This is a genomic window from Acidobacteriota bacterium, from assembly GCA_009691245.1.
Classification (GTDB): domain Bacteria; phylum Acidobacteriota; class Terriglobia; order 2-12-FULL-54-10; family 2-12-FULL-54-10; genus SHUM01.
Map to the genome: position 1 here is coordinate 1 of SHUM01000066.1, position 17,640 is coordinate 17,640.

Annotated in this window: 12 protein-coding genes; 10 read left to right on the forward strand and 2 right to left on the reverse strand. The window is 59.5% G+C overall.

What is annotated here, in order from left to right:
* Window positions 1–237 precede the first annotated feature (237 nt).
* Window positions 238–1,254, forward strand: a complete 1,017-nt coding sequence (locus EXQ56_13150) for an acyl-CoA dehydrogenase (protein MSO21378.1) — start codon at window positions 238–240, stop codon at window positions 1,252–1,254.
* A 283-nt stretch (window positions 1,255–1,537) separates the two neighbouring features.
* Here the strand turns inward: EXQ56_13150 and EXQ56_13155 are convergent, their stop codons facing one another.
* A complete protein-coding gene (locus EXQ56_13155; GenBank protein MSO21379.1) occupies window positions 1,538–3,001 on the reverse strand; it encodes a UbiD family decarboxylase in 1,464 nt (487 codons plus the stop codon).
* A 155-nt stretch (window positions 3,002–3,156) separates the two neighbouring features.
* Between EXQ56_13155 and EXQ56_13160 the strand changes: the two genes are divergently transcribed.
* From EXQ56_13160 to rpmB, 9 genes are all read left to right on the forward strand, one after another.
* The gene (locus EXQ56_13160) at window positions 3,157–4,023 is read left to right on the forward strand and encodes a hypothetical protein (protein ID MSO21380.1); all 867 of its coding nucleotides are present in this window, start codon (window positions 3,157–3,159) and stop codon (window positions 4,021–4,023) included.
* Between the two features lie 182 nt (window positions 4,024–4,205).
* A complete protein-coding gene (locus EXQ56_13165) occupies window positions 4,206–5,207 on the forward strand; it encodes a hypothetical protein (protein MSO21381.1) in 1,002 nt (333 codons plus the stop codon).
* A gap of 185 nt (window positions 5,208–5,392) precedes the next feature.
* Complete coding sequence (locus tag EXQ56_13170) at window positions 5,393–8,494, forward strand: hypothetical protein (GenBank protein ID MSO21382.1); 3,102 nt, start codon at window positions 5,393–5,395, stop codon at window positions 8,492–8,494.
* A gap of 66 nt (window positions 8,495–8,560) precedes the next feature.
* Window positions 8,561–9,739, forward strand: a complete 1,179-nt coding sequence (locus EXQ56_13175; GenBank protein ID MSO21383.1) for a VWA domain-containing protein — start codon at window positions 8,561–8,563, stop codon at window positions 9,737–9,739.
* Window positions 9,740–9,934: 195 nt separating this feature from the next.
* Window positions 9,935–11,416 carry a hypothetical protein gene (locus EXQ56_13180; GenBank protein ID MSO21384.1) on the forward strand — a complete coding sequence of 494 codons (1,482 nt, stop codon included), beginning with the start codon at window positions 9,935–9,937 and terminating at the stop codon, window positions 11,414–11,416.
* A gap of 33 nt (window positions 11,417–11,449) precedes the next feature.
* On the forward strand, window positions 11,450–12,292 hold the full coding sequence (locus tag EXQ56_13185; protein ID MSO21385.1) for a hypothetical protein: 843 nt from the start codon (window positions 11,450–11,452) through the stop codon (window positions 12,290–12,292).
* Between the two features lie 282 nt (window positions 12,293–12,574).
* On the forward strand, window positions 12,575–13,966 hold the full coding sequence (locus EXQ56_13190) for a hypothetical protein (protein MSO21386.1): 1,392 nt from the start codon (window positions 12,575–12,577) through the stop codon (window positions 13,964–13,966).
* Between the two features lie 33 nt (window positions 13,967–13,999).
* A complete protein-coding gene (locus EXQ56_13195; protein ID MSO21387.1) occupies window positions 14,000–14,854 on the forward strand; it encodes a hypothetical protein in 855 nt (284 codons plus the stop codon).
* A 182-nt stretch (window positions 14,855–15,036) separates the two neighbouring features.
* Complete coding sequence (rpmB, locus tag EXQ56_13200) at window positions 15,037–15,228, forward strand: 50S ribosomal protein L28 (GenBank protein ID MSO21388.1); 192 nt, start codon at window positions 15,037–15,039, stop codon at window positions 15,226–15,228.
* Between the two features lie 109 nt (window positions 15,229–15,337).
* Here rpmB and EXQ56_13205 read toward each other — a convergent pair whose 3' ends face one another.
* A complete protein-coding gene (locus EXQ56_13205; protein MSO21389.1) occupies window positions 15,338–17,548 on the reverse strand; it encodes a bifunctional (p)ppGpp synthetase/guanosine-3',5'-bis(diphosphate) 3'-pyrophosphohydrolase in 2,211 nt (736 codons plus the stop codon).
* Between the last annotated feature and the right edge of the window lie 92 nt (window positions 17,549–17,640).

Genomic DNA, 17,640 nt, shown 5'->3' on the forward strand with positions numbered 1-17,640 from the left:
AGTACAACACCCGCAGGCCGCACTCGGCGCTCGGCTATAGGCCCCCGGCGCCGGGGGCCTATAGCCCTGTCAAAAACCCAGTTTCTCGGCCTCAGGTTGTGATGTAAACTCTCTCACAAGGATTGGTACAAAATCTCGGGCGGGTCAGGCCGGGAGGAATTGATTCCAGCCGAGCCGCAAATTGAGGAAGTCGACCGCATCCCCTAGCATCTGCTCGACAGGCTGAAGGCGCTAGGCATGTTTGGCATGACCACGCCGCAGCAATACGGCGGGCTGGGTCTGGGCATGAGCGAGGAAGTGCGCGTCGTGTTCGAGCTGGCGTATGCCTCGCCGGTGTTTCGCGCGGCGCTGGGATCGAACAACGGCATCGGCGCGCTGGGCTTGATCAACGAGGGCACGCCGGAGCAGAAGCAGAAGTATCTGCCGCGCATCGCCACCGGTGAGTTGATCGCGTCGTTTTGTTTGACGGAGGCCAATGCCGGTTCCGACGTGGCGGCGCTGGAAACCTCGGCAGTGCGCGACGGCGATTCTTACATCCTCAACGGGACCAAACGATTCATCACCAACTCGCCGCGCGCGGGGCTGTACACCGTCTACGCGCGCACCGCGCCCAAGGAAGCGGGCACGGCGGGCATCTCGGCGCTGCTCGTTGAGAGAACCTCGCCGGGACTCAGCGTCGCCGAACCGTGGAAGACCATGGGCTTTCGCGGGTCGCACTCCGCCGACGTGATCTTTGAGGATTGCCGCGTGCCCGCTGACGCGCTGCTCGGCGGGAAAGAGGGCGTGGGCTTCAAGGCCGCCATGCGCACGCTCGACCATGCCCGCATCCACATGGCCGCGCTGGCCCAGGGCATGTCGCGGCGGCTGATCGACGAAGGACTCGCCTACGTGCAGAAGCGCAGGCAGTTCGGGCAGGCCATCGCCAATTTCCAGTTGATCCAGGCCATGCTCGCCGATTGCGAGACAGAAACGGTGGCGGGCCGCGCCATGATTGAGAAAGTGGCGCGCGACAAGGACGCGGGTGAGAACATCACCAAGGACGCGGCCTGCGCGAAGTATTTCTCCACCGAGGCGCTGGGACGCATCGCCGACCGCGTCTTGCAGATGCACGGCGGCATCGGCTATACCAAGACCTGCGCGGTCGAGCGGCTCTACCGCGACGCGCGCCTGCTGCGGATTTTCGAGGGAACCAGCCAGATTCAACAGATTGTGATCGCGCGTGAGATGCTGCGCGGCACAACAGTTAGGGAATAACTCCGGTTCAATTACACAATTGGAATAAAGTCTCCGAAATCCATTGGAGCCCCGGCAGGGGCGGCAGATAGTAGCCCACGGCGCAAGCCGTGGGTAACAAGGGCAGTAACAAGGGCAGTGAAGGGACGAGCCCCGGTAGGGGCGAAAGAACGTTAGAGTTTCTTTCGCCCCTACCGGGGCTCGTTGTGCTTCACGCTCGTAAACCCACGGCTCACGCCGTGGGCTACTATCTGCCGCCCCTGCCGGGGCTGAAAACTGCTGCATCTAACGGATCAAGGATGGTCTATCTAATGCCGTACTCTTTCCAGCGAGCGCGGACCTTGGCTAAATCTGAAGCCAGCGGCTCGGCGTTCTCGGGAAACTGCGAGCCGTCCTTGGCGTAGTGCTCGTGCGGGGTAGTGGCGTCAATGCCCATCTGATCGCTTTCGCCGCGGCGCGAGATCACCTGCGACGTATCCAGCGTCAGCGACTTGCCGCCCGGAATGATGATGACGTCGCGCGAGGCCTGCACGCGCGTGGCCATGGCCCACTCGACCTTGAATGCATTCCACGGATCAATGTCCTCATCTACCACGGTAACCAGTTTGCAGAACAGCGTGGGATGGCCCAGCACGGCGAACATGGTTTCGCGCACGTGGCCGTGGTAGGACTTCTTGAGGGAAACCACAGCATGGAAGCCGGCACAGCCCGCCGGGGTGATGCAGACATCGCGAACATTAATGATGCCCACGCGGCGCAATTGTTCGAGCATCGCCGCCGAGCGGCCCATCGAGCGCACCGTGGTGGACTCACTCGGCGGACGGCCTTCCAGCGTGCCGTGAAAAATGGGATCGCGGCGGTGCGTTACCTTCTTGACTTCTATGTAAAAACTATCTTTCACGCCCGCGCCCATGAAGCCGAGGAACTCGCCGAAGGGGCCCTCCTCCTGCGGCCAGAATTTATCGATAGGCATCTCGCCCTCAATAATAATCTCGGCGTGAGCGGGCACCAGCAGGTCGGATAGCTCGGCCTTCACGACCTCCATTGGCGAACCTTTCAGCGCGCCGGCCACGTCATACTCATCCACCTGCGCGGGCACGGCTGAGACGCTGGTCAGGCTCAGATACGGGTCCGGGCCAATCACGATGGCGACGGGCATGTTCTTGCCTAGCGCCTTCCACTTATCCCAGTTCTGGTGGATGTGGCGATAGGGAATATCCACAACGTAACAGCCGGAGACCTTGGAGTTGAAAATCTGGCAGCGGTAGTTGCCGGAGTTGATCCAGCCGGTCTCAGGGTCCATGGAGATGACGCCGTGCAGCGTGCCGATCTCCGGGCCACCGTCCTTGGGATGCCACTTCGGCACGGGAAATGGATCAGCGTAAAGATCCGGGTCGTCAATGACCACTTCCTTGCAAGGCGCTTCGGCGCGGCTGACAACTGTGCGGCGAATCGGCTTGGCATAGGCCTGACGCCACTTGGCGGCAATGGCCTCGGTGGAGGTTTCGACGCCCATCGCCAGCGCATATTGCTCTCGCGTCGACAATGTACCAGCCAGCAACGGAGTTTTGTAATTGCCCACTTTCTCAAATAGCAGGGCCGGGCCGAACTTGTCGAAGTTCTCGCGGCACACCGCGCCCACTTCCCAATCCTTCTCCACGGGAACTTTCACTCGAGCGAGAAGATTCCGTTCTTCGAGCGCCGCCATAAATTCGCGCAGGCTTTCATAGCCGGTCTTACGTTGCGTTTCGTGCATGACAGTTGCCATTGCTTCATACCCTCCAGAACTTGAAGCCAAACTCAAAGTTGCTCTCCCGCGCTTGACCGGCGGTAGGGCTGATCCAGGCAATACTCTATAGTCAGCCGCGACCTATGTCGCAGACCTCGCTTGCGATTCTACAATAGTAGTTCAGGATACAACCATTGCAGGCGAATATCACCCCATGTTTCCATACCTTGTTCCTCCCTCTTTCTGTGCGCTTTTACGCTAATTCGTCCGCGGAAATCAGGATGAGATATGGTAGTGTTCGGATGATGCCCACTGAGTCCTCAAAACAAACCAGCTGGCCTTCGGGAAACATCGGAGAGCAGCTTCGGCAGCAGCGTTTGAAAAATGGCTGGACGCTCGATCAAGTCTCCGCGCAAACGCGAATTCCTGTCCGCCATCTGCAAACCATAGAGGACGGTCGTGGCCGCGAATTGCCCGGCGGCTTCATCGGAAAAAGTTTTGTGCGCCAGTATGCCGAAGCGGTTGGCCTGGACGGCGAGCAGGCGCTTCGGGATTTTGTGACCTTGACCGGAGTGAATCTTGATGTGGCCTTCGAAGAAAGAAAGATTTCGCCCTTTACGCCGGAATCACTGCAACGTTTTCAGGCTAAGCAGTGGAAACGGATCGCGCTGATTGCCGCATCCGTGGTGTTGATCGGCGCGATCATTGCGTATCTGCTTTACAAGCCATCGAATGAGCCGGCACCAGCCCCTTCGCAAAATGCTCCGGACGATCGTGCGCCAGCCGCTGCCACTACATCACAGCCCCCCCTATCCGAACCTCCGGCTATAGTTCCCGCAGCGACCGCGCCAGTGAGCGGCGGAGCGCCTCCTTCTGCGCGCCCCCGCGTTTCGGGATTATCACGCAGCCGAACAGCTTTACCGGAGCCGTCTCCCGGAAGCGAGGAAAGAAGCGCTGAAACAAACGCCACGGCAACTCAACCGCAGACGGTTCCGCAGAGCAGCCCGCAACTCGAAACCGCGGCTCCGCCCGCACCCGCGCAAACAGAACCCAATCCGTAGGCTATTCTCATGCAATCTCCTAATCAGAAATTTATCCATTGAAACGGCTTCGGCGAAATTCTTATGGAAGGAAAATGCTACAATAAATTCCCCGCCAGCTCCCGTGGGCGGAGGCTGGGAATAGCGAGACACTAAAATTCCACCAAGCCGGAGAATTTTGCGCGGACCAGTCGCCTTTGAAAATGTCCAACGGTACGCCGTCCAATTCTGGACTCCCATTTGCAGAGCGGTTATTGCTGGCCAAGGGCGGAGCTTTGATCTCGCCCGAGACTGCCCTGGCAACGCTTGTTCGGCTGGCGGCGGATGAGGACAACAAAATTCGCGAAGCCGCGATGGCTACACTGCAACAGCTTCCGGATGAGCGTTGCAAGGAGTGGCTCAGCTCGCCCGAAACATCGAGGATTGTCTTGCGCTATTTTCTCGAACCGGAGCGAATGCGCGTCGCCATCCTACCCCTTCTGCTGGAACATCCCGAGTCTCCCGAAGACGCCGTAACGGCGTTGGCCACGCTGGCAGATCCAACGATCGTGCCGGTGTTGCTTGAAAATCTTGACCTGTTGAAGACTTCCTCTCTGATCGCACTTAAGGACAATCCCACTTACCTGCTCTGGCAGAAGAATCCGCCTGAAGGCGGGTTCGTGGTGGAGGTCGACATCCTGGAGATGCTCATTCTGGAGATGGAGACCGACAAGGGCATCACGCCGGAGCGTTGCGCCGAGATGCTCGCCGAAATCGATACGGACAGCGATATCCCGGAGGAAGAAAAGAAACGGGCCACTGGTGTCGTGCAGAAGATCGCTCAGATGAAAGTAGCGCAGCGAGTCAAGCTGGCCCTGCTCGGCTCGCGAGAAGAGCGCTCGCTGCTGATCCGCGATTCTTCTCGCGTGGTTCTGCGCGCCGTGCTGGTCTCCCCCAAGCTCACCGACTCCGAGGCCGAGGGCTTCGCCTCCCTGAAGAACGTCAGCCAGGAAGTTCTGCGCATGATTGCGATGAGCCGCAAATTCATCAAGCGTTACATCGTTGTGAAAAATCTGGTGATGAACCCCCGGTCGCCGCTCGATATCACGCTGCCGCTTTTGAATCGTCTGCTGATTCAGGATGCGCGCGTGGCCGCTGCCAGCAAGGATATCCCCGACACTCTGCGTAAGATGGCTCAACGGCTGGTCCAGACTCGCGCCACGTAAAATCTTTTGGCGCACAGCTCTTCGGCACGGCTGGAGTGGATTCGCTAAACGCCTGCTGAACTCGGTTTCCACATGGTTGGGGGACGGCAGGAATGGGCCTGACAAAAGGCTTGGATTTTCCCGCTGAATCGGCTAACCTTGCGACACATCGTATAAGTCAGGCTTTATAGCAGGAGGGTCCTACGGTGCCACCCGTTCGAGTCGGTTTGATTTATTTGGCCGCATTGCTGGCCTGGGCGGCAACGCTGCCCAGTCCCTTGCGGAGTCAATCCTCCGTTCCCGCTCCCACAGCCACCATCCCCGGCCCCCTTATCGGGTTCCAGCGCATGACGGCCATCAGCCGCAAGGTGGGCAGCGACGAAATTCTCCCATTCCTGGCACGTAACGTGGTCATTGACGGCTATCAGATGCGGCAGGGCCAGGACCCCAAGCCGACGGAATATCTGAAACTCATCAAGAGCTACTTGGCGCAAGCTCGTGAGTTGCGCGAGTTGGCTGGCACCAGCGGATTGATCCGCATCGAAAGCTGCGCCGAGGTGGCTCCGCTGCTCAAGACACTTGGGTTCCGCTTCCGCACGCCCTGCGGGCCAAACACAACGCTCGAAACCGAGGAACCTCGCCGCGCCTTCCTCACCATTGACTCCGGGTTCCCATTGACGGAATTGGAAGAGGACCTGCACGATGGCAAACCCTTTGAATATCATTTTTCCAGCTTTGATGCCCCCATCATCTTCACACCGCGCGACTGGACCAGCGTGGATAAGGATTTCCTCGAAGCGCTGCTGGACGATCCGCAATTGGCCCGTCTCTACTGGGCATTCTCCAGACTGGAGGACGGCACGCGCGAGCAACTACGCAAGTCGCCGGGATTGACGGCGCTGCTGCCGCACGCTGCCGTTCTGGATTTCTACGGAAGCCATCTCTACATTCGCCAGGGACGGGTTGTGGTCCCCGGCGGTACGGAAGCCGAATCGGCCTGGAGAAGTCTGGTCGGCGCCAGCCCGGAGAATCCTTCGGAGTTTCTGCTGGCCCTAGTCAGCAAGGACAACGGCTGGGTGGCTGCGTACTTCGACGCGCTTTCATTCACTCCGCGCGAGCAACAAGCTTATTTCGCCGACTCGGGACGGCTCAAGAAAATGTATGAGGCGCTGCGCGGACCCAAAGTAACCGGTAGTCCCGCCCGCTCCGTTTTCCGTCCCACCGCCAGCATGTACCTGCTGACCTCGCGCCTGATTCTGGAAGCGAATGGACAGCCGGCAGTGCCCGGAAATATCGAAGTGTGGAAGGAAATTTTCCGCCGCCGCAGCGACATGCGAGTGGTACGCGAATGGGCGCGCAAGACCAACGGCTGGAGCAAGCCGGATGATCTGCTGGAAGCCTTCTTCGCGCTGTCGCGCGAGCACAGTCAGGAGTCTCCGCTCCAGGTTTATCTGGCGCTGACCGAACTGGACCGGCGGCGTCCCGCGGATCGCAAACTGAGTCCGGCCACCGTCCGCCTGCTGGCCGAGCGTTTTGCACGATTCCGCGATCAGTTTGCGTTTTTCTCGGAGTTCGGCGAGCTGGATGACGCCGCCATCGCCCGCTTCTTCACGGTTGCCGACGCCATTGACGCCATCAAGGATCGCGCTGTCCGCGCCAACGCCCTGGGCATGTTCCAGTCGAGCGCCGGGCTGTGGCAGATACTGGCTCGTCAGGATCAGATTCCGTCCAATCAGTTGAACGCTTCCTGGCAGAAAGTACTGCAACCTTATACCGGCATCCGCACCTCTGAGCAGTTGTTTGACGCTGGGCGCGCCGGGCTGGAAGAATTGTGGAAAGCCATTGGCGGAAGTGGGCCCATCCGTGAAAGTGAGTTCATCAGGCTGCTCGCCGGTCCGACTCAGCAGAACGAGGCCAGCAAGCAATCCCGCCAACGGATGGAGGAGAAGCTCCGTTCGGCATTGGGCACACAGCGGCTGGTCTCTCTCGACAATTTGTTTCAACTGGGCGATGGCCTGACGCAGATGGGGCAAGGCACCGGGTCAGCGGAGAACATGCTGCGGTTGGCGGCCTCGCTGCGTGAGTTTGAATTGCCGCAACCGCTGTTTACGCGCAGCGAACGCGCGGAGTGGGCCAGCGGCCTGCACAATAATCCGCACACCTCGCTGCAAACGCGCACCGATCTCGCCAAAGTAATCCAGAAAGGCCGGGAGCCGGGAGCCATGACCCAGGCGCGCGGCATTCTGGCGCCGTTCCTGCGCGACACCATGGTGGGCTTGAACTATGTCTACTATGAGCCGCCCGGCGCGCAGATGATTCACAACAACCCGCTCTTTGTCCGCTCGCATAACTTCTCCGGCCAGATGACCATGAAGGGCGATGAAGTATGGCAAACTCCGCGCGTATTCGGGCGCGGCTGGTCGGCCTCCGGCGGCGCGCATCTGGCCGGGTCGCTGGCGGACCTGCCTTATGTGCTGGCGCAGGTTGAGCAGGACTTCATCATTCCCGAGAACGCGCAGTCGCTCATCTGGGCCGATTTGGTTCCGACCATACTGACCGGTGCGATTCTGCCCCGCTGGTGGAATGTTACGGCCAATGAGATGCGCGCCGTGGCGCTCTATCAGCAGCTCGGCGAACAGATTCTGGAAGCAGCCGCGCAGGATGCCGCGTTGCGCAACACACTGGTCGGCATTCTCGCCGATCACCTGCTCCCACAACGTCTGGGCCAGTTGGAACGGGACTTGATGGAAGGAAAAGCCAGCGAGGCGATCCTTCGTCTGGTGCCATCTGAGCTGTTTTCCCTGGGCTCCAAAATGTTCGACAAGGACGCGGCCCGCATGGCGGCGCTAGGAGCCGCGGGCGCGGAGTTGGCCAGTCTGAAACAATCCGCTCCCGAGGAGATTGACTCCAAACGCATCTCGAATAACTTCGGCACGCCCCATCCCATGCTGGCGCAAACGTACGCGCGCGAGCTGCTGGCCACCAAGCCGCTGCCCACGTTTCTCGGCTATTCGAGCCGCCTGCTGGCCGAATCCTGGGAGTCCGGCAACCTATTCTGGGCGCGGCTGGCGGTTGAGAAGAATCTTCCTCCGTCCAGCCTGAACCATCTGATCCCGGAATTGACACACCGCATGGTGGAAAAGATTTTCGCCACTCATCTGGAGGATTGGCCCGCCGTGCTGCGCGCCATGCGCGAAACGGCTGTCGAGTTCCGCGAGGGAAAAATCGGAGCGCCAGAGCTTGCCGCATCCGGGGGAGCAATGGACGGCTCGGCGGGAGCTGCGAGTGCGGGTGCAAAGTTCCAGTAGTAAATTTTTCTGTCAACGATCCCAGTTTTTGATATTATCAGTCCCAAAAGCTTTGTGAGGTTGCCTATGTCGTTGACGATCATGCGCACACCCAGCCGTTGGAAGGGGGCACTACTTTTGATGGGGGCACTACTTTTGAAGAGGCCACTACTTTTGATGCTGCTGGCTCTGCTAATGCTGATTCCCTTCAGCCTGCCACAGCCCGGCACGGCACAGAATAGCGTGCCCCAGGTTGTGCTCAATTCAGCGGACGAACTCTCCAACGGCGCCGTGTTCCGCGTGGAAGTCGACATGGTGCTGCTCAACATCGCGGTTACCGACAGCAAGGGCAACTACGTTACAGGTCTAAAGCCTTGGGACTTCACTGTCAGTGAAGATGGCCTGGCGCAGAAAGTGGCCACCTTCGCCGAGGGCAACGAATCGCCGCGCGACCTCGGCGAATTCACGCCCAGCGAAAGCGTAGTCCAGATCGTCAAGCCGGATAAGGCGCGCGTGGGCACACGTCTGCGCGACGATTCGCCTGCCGGCGTTTTCCCGGAGGACGAGACCGAGCGCATCTCCCAGTTAGTCTCCGGCGCCAGCGTGTACATTCTCTTCGATACCAGTAACTACATGTATGAGGGTTTCGTCTACGCGCAGGATGCCATCGCCGACTTCGTGCGCTCACTCGACAATCCTGATCGCGTCGCACTGTACTCCTACTCGCGCGACTTTTCCCGCCACGCTACATTGACATCCGATCGTGGGCTTGTCCTGCGCGGGTTGCGCAGCACGATTGTGGGCGACGACGCCGCGTTGTATAACGCCATGCTGCTGACGCTTAAGGACGCGGCTCGATCCAGTGGACGCAAAGTTTTGGTCGCCTTCTCAAACGGCCCGGATGACGCCAGCATGGTGGCGCCCGAAGACGTTCGCGAGTTTGCCCAGGCCGAAGGCATCTCCATCTACATGGTCTCGACGCGCGAAGCCCGGCACGATCCGGTCTCGACCGCGGTGTTCCAACGCATCAGCGACACCACCGGAGGCAAGGCCTATTTCGCCAAGGACTGGAAGGCTCAGCAGGATGCCTTCGCGTCCATCCGTAGCGACTTATCCCACCTTTATAGCGTCAGCTACTACCCCAGCCAGAACCCCAACCGCGGTTGGCGCGACATTACCGTGAAGTTGTCCGGCGATCATCTTAAGAAATATAAGATTCGCGCCCGCACCGGATATCGCCCGCGGCCCGCGCGCATGGGCGGCTAGCGCTCGGGTTCAGGAAATCCATGGCAATCTATTTCGCTGTCATTCTGAGCACAGCGAAGAAGCTGCTTTGCCCTACGCGCCCGATTTCAGCAACGCAATTCCGTTCCTTCGCGTCACTCAGGATGACAGCCATAGTGGGCTGACAGTGATTAGCGTGGTTTCGTACAATTCAGTCCGATTTCATTCGAGGGAATCATGAAGAATAAAAATCGTAAAACATCTCAGCTATTTATTGCGGCTTTTTCATTGCTGCTCATCGCTGGCGTGCTCATCGCGTTGAGCGGCCCGGGCGCATCGGATATTGCACCTATAAAATTGGCCGGTGGTCCTCGCTTGGTGTCAATCGACGCGTTGCCGGAGTTGAACGCGGACGGCCCCATGTGCCAATTCGTGCCAGCCGGCGCTGGCTCCGAGCAGGCTCTAATGGCAATGTACCAAGCGGGTGGAGCGCCTGCCCGCGGTGCCGCCAGCGACCCGCGCAATCTCATTCGCGATCGCGCGCCGCTGCGGGTAATTAAGGACCCCTATCCCACTTACAGCGCCGTGGCCATGGACTTCAAGAACGAAGAGATCGTGTTGCTGGACGAGAACCTGTTCCAGATTCTCTCTTATGATCGCACCGCCAACACGCCGCCCCAAGCGACCATGACGGAGCCCAAGCGCGTCCTGGGCGGTCATCATACCAAGATCGAGTTCAATTGCGGTCTGTACATTGATCAGAAGAACGGCGACATCTACGCGGTCAACAACGACACGCTCGATACGCTGGTCATCTTTAACCGAGAAGCAAAAGGTGATGTCCCGCCCACGCGCGAGCTCAGTACCCCGCACCGCACTTACGGAATCGCCGTGGACGAAACCAAAGAAGAGATGTATCTCACGGTGCAGGATTCCCCGATGATCGTGGTGTACAACAAGTCAGCTGCCGGACAGGATCAACCGAAGCGCGTTATACGCGGCAACAAGACGCAGATGGCCGACGTCCACGGCATCGCGCTCGACACCAAAGGCGGCTGGATATTCGTCGCCAACTACGGCAATGGCGCGCTCTATGAAGAAGGCGGCGATCCGACTGCGGGACTACTCAGCAACCGCCCGCGCGGCGCGACCCGTCCAGGCGACCAGCCCAACACCGTGGCGGCAGCACCGGCGGCGGCCGCTCCAGCCGCAAACTTTGATGATGGCCCGGGCATGCGCCGCAAGCCTGGCTCCGGCTATTTCACCCAACCATCCATCACCGTTTATCGCATAACCGACAGCGGTGATGTCGCGCCGGTGCGAACCATCCAAGGCCCCAAAACCAAGTTGAACTGGCCCGCGCACATCTTCTTCGATGAGGAGCGCAATGACCTCTACATCGCCAACGACGGCGGCCACAACGTGCTGGTCTTCAAGGGCGACGCCAATGGCGACGTAGCTCCGTCGCGGGTTATCGCCGGGCCCAAATCGAACGTGAAGAATCCTACCGGCGTGTTTGTGGACCCGCGCAACAAAGAGATCGTGGTCTCCAACATGGGCAACCACATGGCCACGGTGTATCCCATTGACGCCAACGGCGATGTGGCTCCGCTGCGCATCATTCGCGGCGCACCGCTGGATACGCCAGCCCTGCAGATCGGCAATCCCGGCGCGGTCGCCTATGACACCAAGCGCGACGAAATCCTCGTTCCCAACTGAGTGGCCCACCCGCAGATCGCGGTATTCGCCAGGATGGCGAAAGGTGGAGATGCTCCCAAGCGCGTGGTATTCGGTCAGGCGACGCTATTAAGCCGCACCATGCACGACATTCGTTACAGCCCCAAGCGCGATGAGATGTACGTCGCCAACCCGTTCGGCCAGGCCGTGCTCACTTTCCGCGCCGCGGCGGCTGGCGACGAGAAACCCATCCGCATCATTCAAGGCCCCAAGACGGAACTGGGCGGCATCGACACCATGGAAATCGATGACCTGCATGATGAACTCTATGTCCCGGATGGCGATAATGTGCATGTCTATCCCATTACAGGCAACGGCGACGTGGCCCCCAAACGCACGCTGAACGGCGGTCGCGACATCGGCTGGCGTCCCGGCAGCGGCATCGCCGTGGATAATGTCCACGACTTTCTGGTAACCGACGGCACCGTGCTCGGCCCCATGGCCGACGGATTCAAGCATCCCTACCGCACCGGTCGTGATGCGATCCTGATCTTCGACCGACTGGCGGAGGGCAAGGCCAAGCCGCTGCGCATCATTCGAGGTCCCAAGGCCGGCATCTTCGGTATCCGGCAAATGCAGGTCTATCCGAAGAACGGCTGGATCATCATTAGTCAGATTACCGATGGCGGGATCGCCGAGCCCGACGACACCTTCGTGGGAGTCTGGAGCGTCTACGACAACGGCGACGTCGCGCCACGCTGGCGCATTGACGGCAAGGCTTCCAACGTCATGAAGAAGCCTCGCGGCGTTACGCTGAACCCCAACCACAAGGAGCTGATCGTCTCCGATATGCGCCTCAACGCGGTGCTGACTTTCTCCTTCCCGGAGATCTTCGACATCGAGGCGAAGCGCCCGTAATTTATTTCGCATTCCCTCCAATGCTTTCAAGATGCCCCGGTGCGAATAACGCATCGGGCATTTTTGTGTGTATCAGAGTCCCGACCGCGAGGGAGGGGGCACGTTCAACGGTTATTGATAGTTGATGAGTGTGCCCCCTCCCTCGCGGTCGGGGCTCTGATACACACCCTATTCGCCGCTTGCTTACGCCCCGCGATTTGATAGAATCGACTACAGCGTCCAGCACCAGACACTGGCCGGTATGGCCAGTGGCAGGATTCTGTAAACAAGGAGAAATCAGGTATGAGTAAGTCCCGGCCCCCACGCCGCAGCGGTTTTGTTGTAGCGGCATCGCTACTCGCCATCGCGGCTTCCGTTGTGCTTCTTAGTGATACGAATTATTCATCCGTCCTAACGGCATCCCGCCAGCCATTTACTGCTGGCCCGAAACTGACCTCCATTCAGGCCCTGCCTGAGATGAGCGACGACGGAGCGATGTGCCAACTCGCCCCCGCCGCGGCCAGCCAGCAGGAGATACTTGCCATGCTGCAGGCGCCCGCCGGCGCGGCGCAGAATATCGCCAGCCCCGGGGCTCGCAACGCCATCAAGGACCGCGTGCCGCTGCGCGTGATTAAAGACCCCTATCCCACGTACAGCGCCGTGGCCATGGACTTCCAGAACGACGAAATCGTGCTTCTGGACGAGAACTTGTTCCAGATTCTCGCCTATGACCGCACCGCCAACACGCCGCCGCAGGCGGCCATGACTGAGCCGAAGCGCGTCATCGGCGGGCACCACACTAAGATCGAATTCAACTGCGGGCTGTACATCGACCCCAAGAACGGCGATGTCTACGCGGTGAACAACGATACGCTGGACACGCTGGTCATCTTCAACCGCGAGGCCAAGGGCGACGTGCCGCCGACGCGCGAACTGCACACCCCGCACCGCACCTACGGCATCGCCGTCGATGAAGAGAAAGAAGAGATGTACCTCACCGTGCAGGACGCGCCCATGATCGTGGTCTACAACAAATGGGCGTCGGGCGAGGAGAAGCCCAAGCGCGTGATCAAAGGCAACAAGACGCGACTGGCTGACGCGCACGGCATGGGCCTCGACGTGAAGAACAAATGGATATTCGTGGCCAACTACGGCAACGGCGCCAAGTACACCGAGGAGGCGCTGAAGCCCGGTAATATCGAGAGCTTCGGCGGTCGCATCAATGGCTCGGGATACTTCACCGCTCCCTCCATCACCGTCTACCCCATGGCGGCCGAGGGCGACGTGGCACCCATCCGCGAGATCAAAGGCCCCAAGACCATGCTGAACTGGCCCGCGCATATGTTCATCGACGAGATCAACGGCGACGTCTACGTGGCCAATGACGGCGGCCACAACGTGCTGGTCTTCAAAGTAACCGACAACGGCGATGTCGCGCCGTATCGCGTGATCGCCGGGCCCAAGTCGAACATCAAGAATCCCACCGGCGTTTTCGTGGATCATAAGAACAACGAGCTGGTGGTCTCCAACATGGGCAACCACATGGCCACGGTATTCCCGCGCACGGTTACTGGCGACGTTGCGCCGCTGCGCATCATCCGCGGCGCGCCGCTGAACACGCCCGCGCTGCAGATCGGCAATCCCGGCGCGGTGGCGTATGACACGAAGCGCGACGAGATTCTCGTCCCCAACTGAGTAGCCCATCCACAGATCGCGGTATTCGCCCGTGTGGCGAAGGGTGGAGAAGCTCCCCGGCGCGTGGTGTTTGGTCAGGCGACTCTGTTAAGCCGGACCATGCACGACATCCGCTACAACGAAGTGCGCGATGAGATGTATGTTACCAACCCGTTCGGTCAGGCCGTACTCACTTTTCGTGGCACGGCCAATGGTGATGAAGCGCCGATCCGCATCATTCAGGGCCCCAAGACGATGTTGGGTGGCGAGGACACCTTGGAGGTGGATGCTGTTAACGGCGAGATTCTCATCCCGGCGGGCAATGAGATGCTGATCTTCCCGGTGGCCGCGAACGGCGATGTGGCGCCCATTCGCCGCCCGCGCGCAGCGCGCGGCGCTGGCTGGCGCATCGGCAACGGCATCGCGGTGGATAACGTTCACAACGTAATCGCCACCGATGGCGGGCTATCCGGCGACTTCGCCAAGAAGTATCCCATGGACAACAAGTACGGCGGAGGCCGCGACACCATCCTCATCTTCGACCGGCTGGCCGATGGCGAAGTCATGCCGCTGCGTGTCATTCGCGGCGACAAGACCGGCATCTTCGGCATCCGCCAGATGCAGGTTTACCCCAAGGGTGGCTGGATCATCGTCAGCCAGATCACCGACGGCGGTATCCCTGAGCCTGAGGGCACTTTTGTCGGCGTGTGGAGCATATACGACAATGGCAATATCGCTCCGCGCTGGCGCATCGACGGCAAGCCTTCCAACATCATGAAGAAGCCTCGCGGCGTAACCCTCAACCCGAAGTATAAGGAACTGATCGTATCCGACATGCGTCTCAACGCCGTGCTGACCTTCAGCTTCCAAGAGTTGTTTAATGAGGTGGCCCGACCGCCGCGCAACTAACATTCGTACGCAGACAGAGCCGCGCCCGTCAGGGACCGGGGGGGGTGTTTCGGGGGTACGACCACCCCCACCCCCATCCCCATCCCCTGATGGTGCGGCTCTGTTTGTTGCCCGGTTACTGGTTCACAACGCTGGGTTTTTCTGGTATGATGGGAGATTCGAACGGAAGGATTGGTATAGTCATGGCCAAATCATGCGAAGTCTGCGGCAAAGGCCCGCGTTATGGAAACCGGATTTCTCACGCTCACAACGTAACGCGTCGGCGCTGGAACGTCAATTTAAAGTCTGTTCGCGCTGTGGTGAATCGCGGGAATGTGCGCTTGCGTGTTTGCGCTGCCTGCCTGCGTAACGGCAAAGTTCAGAAAGCCCTCTAGGTCTTCCCCCAACAACTTCGAGTCGGCGGAAATCCTCCTATCAATGCGACATCGTGCGTAGGGGATATTTCTGTCCCTGGCTTGTGCGTGGCCTGCCCACGGCGCAGTCTCACGCCTTGTATATCCGCTCGACTCCGCGCACGCCGGGCACTTTGCGCATGGCGACAATGAGGCGTTCGAGCTGCTTGGTATCCACGATATCCAGCGTCAGATCGATATGCGCGTCCCCGGCGTCACCCACCCTGGTCTCAATGTTGCGGATGTTGGTTTTTTCGGTGAGTGCCGCGGTTAATTCTTTGATCAGCCCGGGACGGTCCTGCGTCAAAATGGTCAGAGTAACCGGGAAGGCATCCTCGGCGGAGGAGGCCCACTCGACTTCGATCTTTCTGCCGCTCTCATACAGCAGGTTCTGCACATTCGGGCATTTCCTGGAATGCACGGCCACACCTTTGCCACGCGTGATGTAACCAACAATCTCCTCGCCACGAATCGGATCGCAGCACTGCGCCCGATAGACGAGAACATCGCCAAGACCCTTCACCTGAATGGCCTCGTCGCGCCCGATACCCAGAGCATGTTGCACGGTTCTGGCCAGCGATTTTTTCGCCGGCTGTTCCTGCGGCGGAGTTTTGTCTGGAAACAGTCTGGCGAGCACGACCTGTGCCGGGACTCGACCATATCCTACGGCCGAATAGAGATCATCTACTTTGGGGCATCCACTTGTCTGGGCCGCCTTCAGGAGGTCGGCCTCCGGCACTGATTTCCAGGAGATATCGTATCGCCGGCATTCCTTCTCGATTAATTTCAGACCCAACTCAATCGATCCTTCGCGCTCGGCGGCGTGGATGAAGTGCTTGATGCGGTTCCGCGCCTTCGTGGAAGCCGTGAAGCCCAACCAGTCACGGCTCGGTTGGGACTCCTTCTGCGTGAGTATCTCGACGATGTCTCCGTTGCGCAGCCGATAGCGCAGCGACACCATTTTGCCGTTCACTTTGGCGCCGACGCAGGTGTCTCCCACCTGAGTGTGCACCGAGTAGGCAAAGTCCACCGGCGATGACCCGCGCGGCAGAACCATCACCTTCCCTCGGGGAGTAAAAGAGTAGACCTCCTCCGGATAAAGATCAATGCGCAGGCTGGACATGAACTCGCCGGGATCGGACAAGTCCTGCTGCCACTCCACCAGATGCCGCAACCACGCCATGTTCTTCTCGTCGGCAATGGAAATCGGACCTTCCCCTTCCTTGTATTTCCAGTGCGCCGCAATGCCCAGCTCCGCCGTATGATGCATCTCCTTCGTGCGAATCTGCACCTCAAAAGGCTGGCCGTTCTTGCCGATCAGCGTGGTATGCAGCGACTGATATAGATTGGGACGTGGCATGGCGATGAAGTCCTTGATGCGCCCCGGCACAGGCTGCCACATGCCGTGAATGACGCCAAGCGAGGCGTAGCAGGTCTGAAGATTGTCGCAGATGATGCGCACGGCCAGCAGGTCGTACACCTGGTCCATGCTGCTGTTCTGCTGTTTCAGCTTCTGGAAGATGCTATAGGGCCGCTTGATCCTCCACTCGACGAGACCGGCGATTCCCAATTCGCCCAACTTCTTTTCGATTACCCCGGCGATTTCCTTCAGGAACTCTTCTCCCGTGCGGCGTTTGCCTTCCAGCTGCTTGCGAATCTCCTCGTAGGCGATGGGGTCGAGAAATGAAAATGCCAGGTCCTCCAGTTCGCCGCGTACTTTGCCCATGCCCATGCGATGGGCCAGCGGGGCGTAAACATCCAGCGTCTCCTGAGCGATTCGCTGTTGCTTGTCCTCCGGAACGAACTTCAGGGTCCGCATGTTGTGCAGGCGGTCGGCCATTTTGACGAAGATCACCCGAACGTCGTCCACCATGGCCAGCAGCATCTTGCGCAGATTGTGCGCCTGACGCTCCTCGCGGCTGGCAAAATCGAACTTGCCGATCTTGGTTACCCCTTCCACCAACCGCGCGACTTCGGCACCAAACTGCTGGCGAACTTCGTCAATCGTAACCTGTGTGTCTTCGACGATATCGTGGAGCAGCGCGGTCTGGAGCGTTGGCAAATCCATGCGCAGGTCGGCAAGGATATGAGCGACCGCCACGGGATGGACAAGATAAAGCTCCCCAGAGTGTCGACGCTGGCTGCCGTGATGCTGTGCGGCCGTCTGGTAGGCGCGGCGCAGCGGTTCCAGATCATCATTGGGACGATAGGACTGGACCTTGTTCAGCAACTCCCGAAACTTCGTCAAGGTCAGAAGATTCGTCGAGATTGCCTGGCGAAACTGGCCGGGCAAGTTGGCCATCTTTAGTAAATTCCCTGCAACCTCGGGCCATCCTCTCGCTAGGGGATTCCCAAAATAAAAACCCTGGAGCCAGATAAGCTCCAGGGTCAATT

Coding starts and splice junctions, on each gene's coding strand:
- EXQ56_13185 (MSO21385.1), top strand. CDS start 11,450: ATGGCGAAAGGTGGAGATGCTCCCAAGCGCGTGGTATTCGGTCAGGCG.
- EXQ56_13150 (MSO21378.1), top strand. CDS start 238: ATGTTTGGCATGACCACGCCGCAGCAATACGGCGGGCTGGGTCTGGGC.
- rpmB (MSO21388.1), top strand. CDS start 15,037: ATGGCCAAATCATGCGAAGTCTGCGGCAAAGGCCCGCGTTATGGAAAC.
- EXQ56_13175 (MSO21383.1), top strand. CDS start 8,561: ATGTCGTTGACGATCATGCGCACACCCAGCCGTTGGAAGGGGGCACTA.
- EXQ56_13155 (MSO21379.1), bottom strand. CDS start 3,001: ATGGCAACTGTCATGCACGAAACGCAACGTAAGACCGGCTATGAAAGC.
- EXQ56_13165 (MSO21381.1), top strand. CDS start 4,206: ATGTCCAACGGTACGCCGTCCAATTCTGGACTCCCATTTGCAGAGCGG.
- EXQ56_13205 (MSO21389.1), bottom strand. CDS start 17,548: ATGGCCAACTTGCCCGGCCAGTTTCGCCAGGCAATCTCGACGAATCTT.
- EXQ56_13190 (MSO21386.1), top strand. CDS start 12,575: ATGAGTAAGTCCCGGCCCCCACGCCGCAGCGGTTTTGTTGTAGCGGCA.
- EXQ56_13180 (MSO21384.1), top strand. CDS start 9,935: ATGAAGAATAAAAATCGTAAAACATCTCAGCTATTTATTGCGGCTTTT.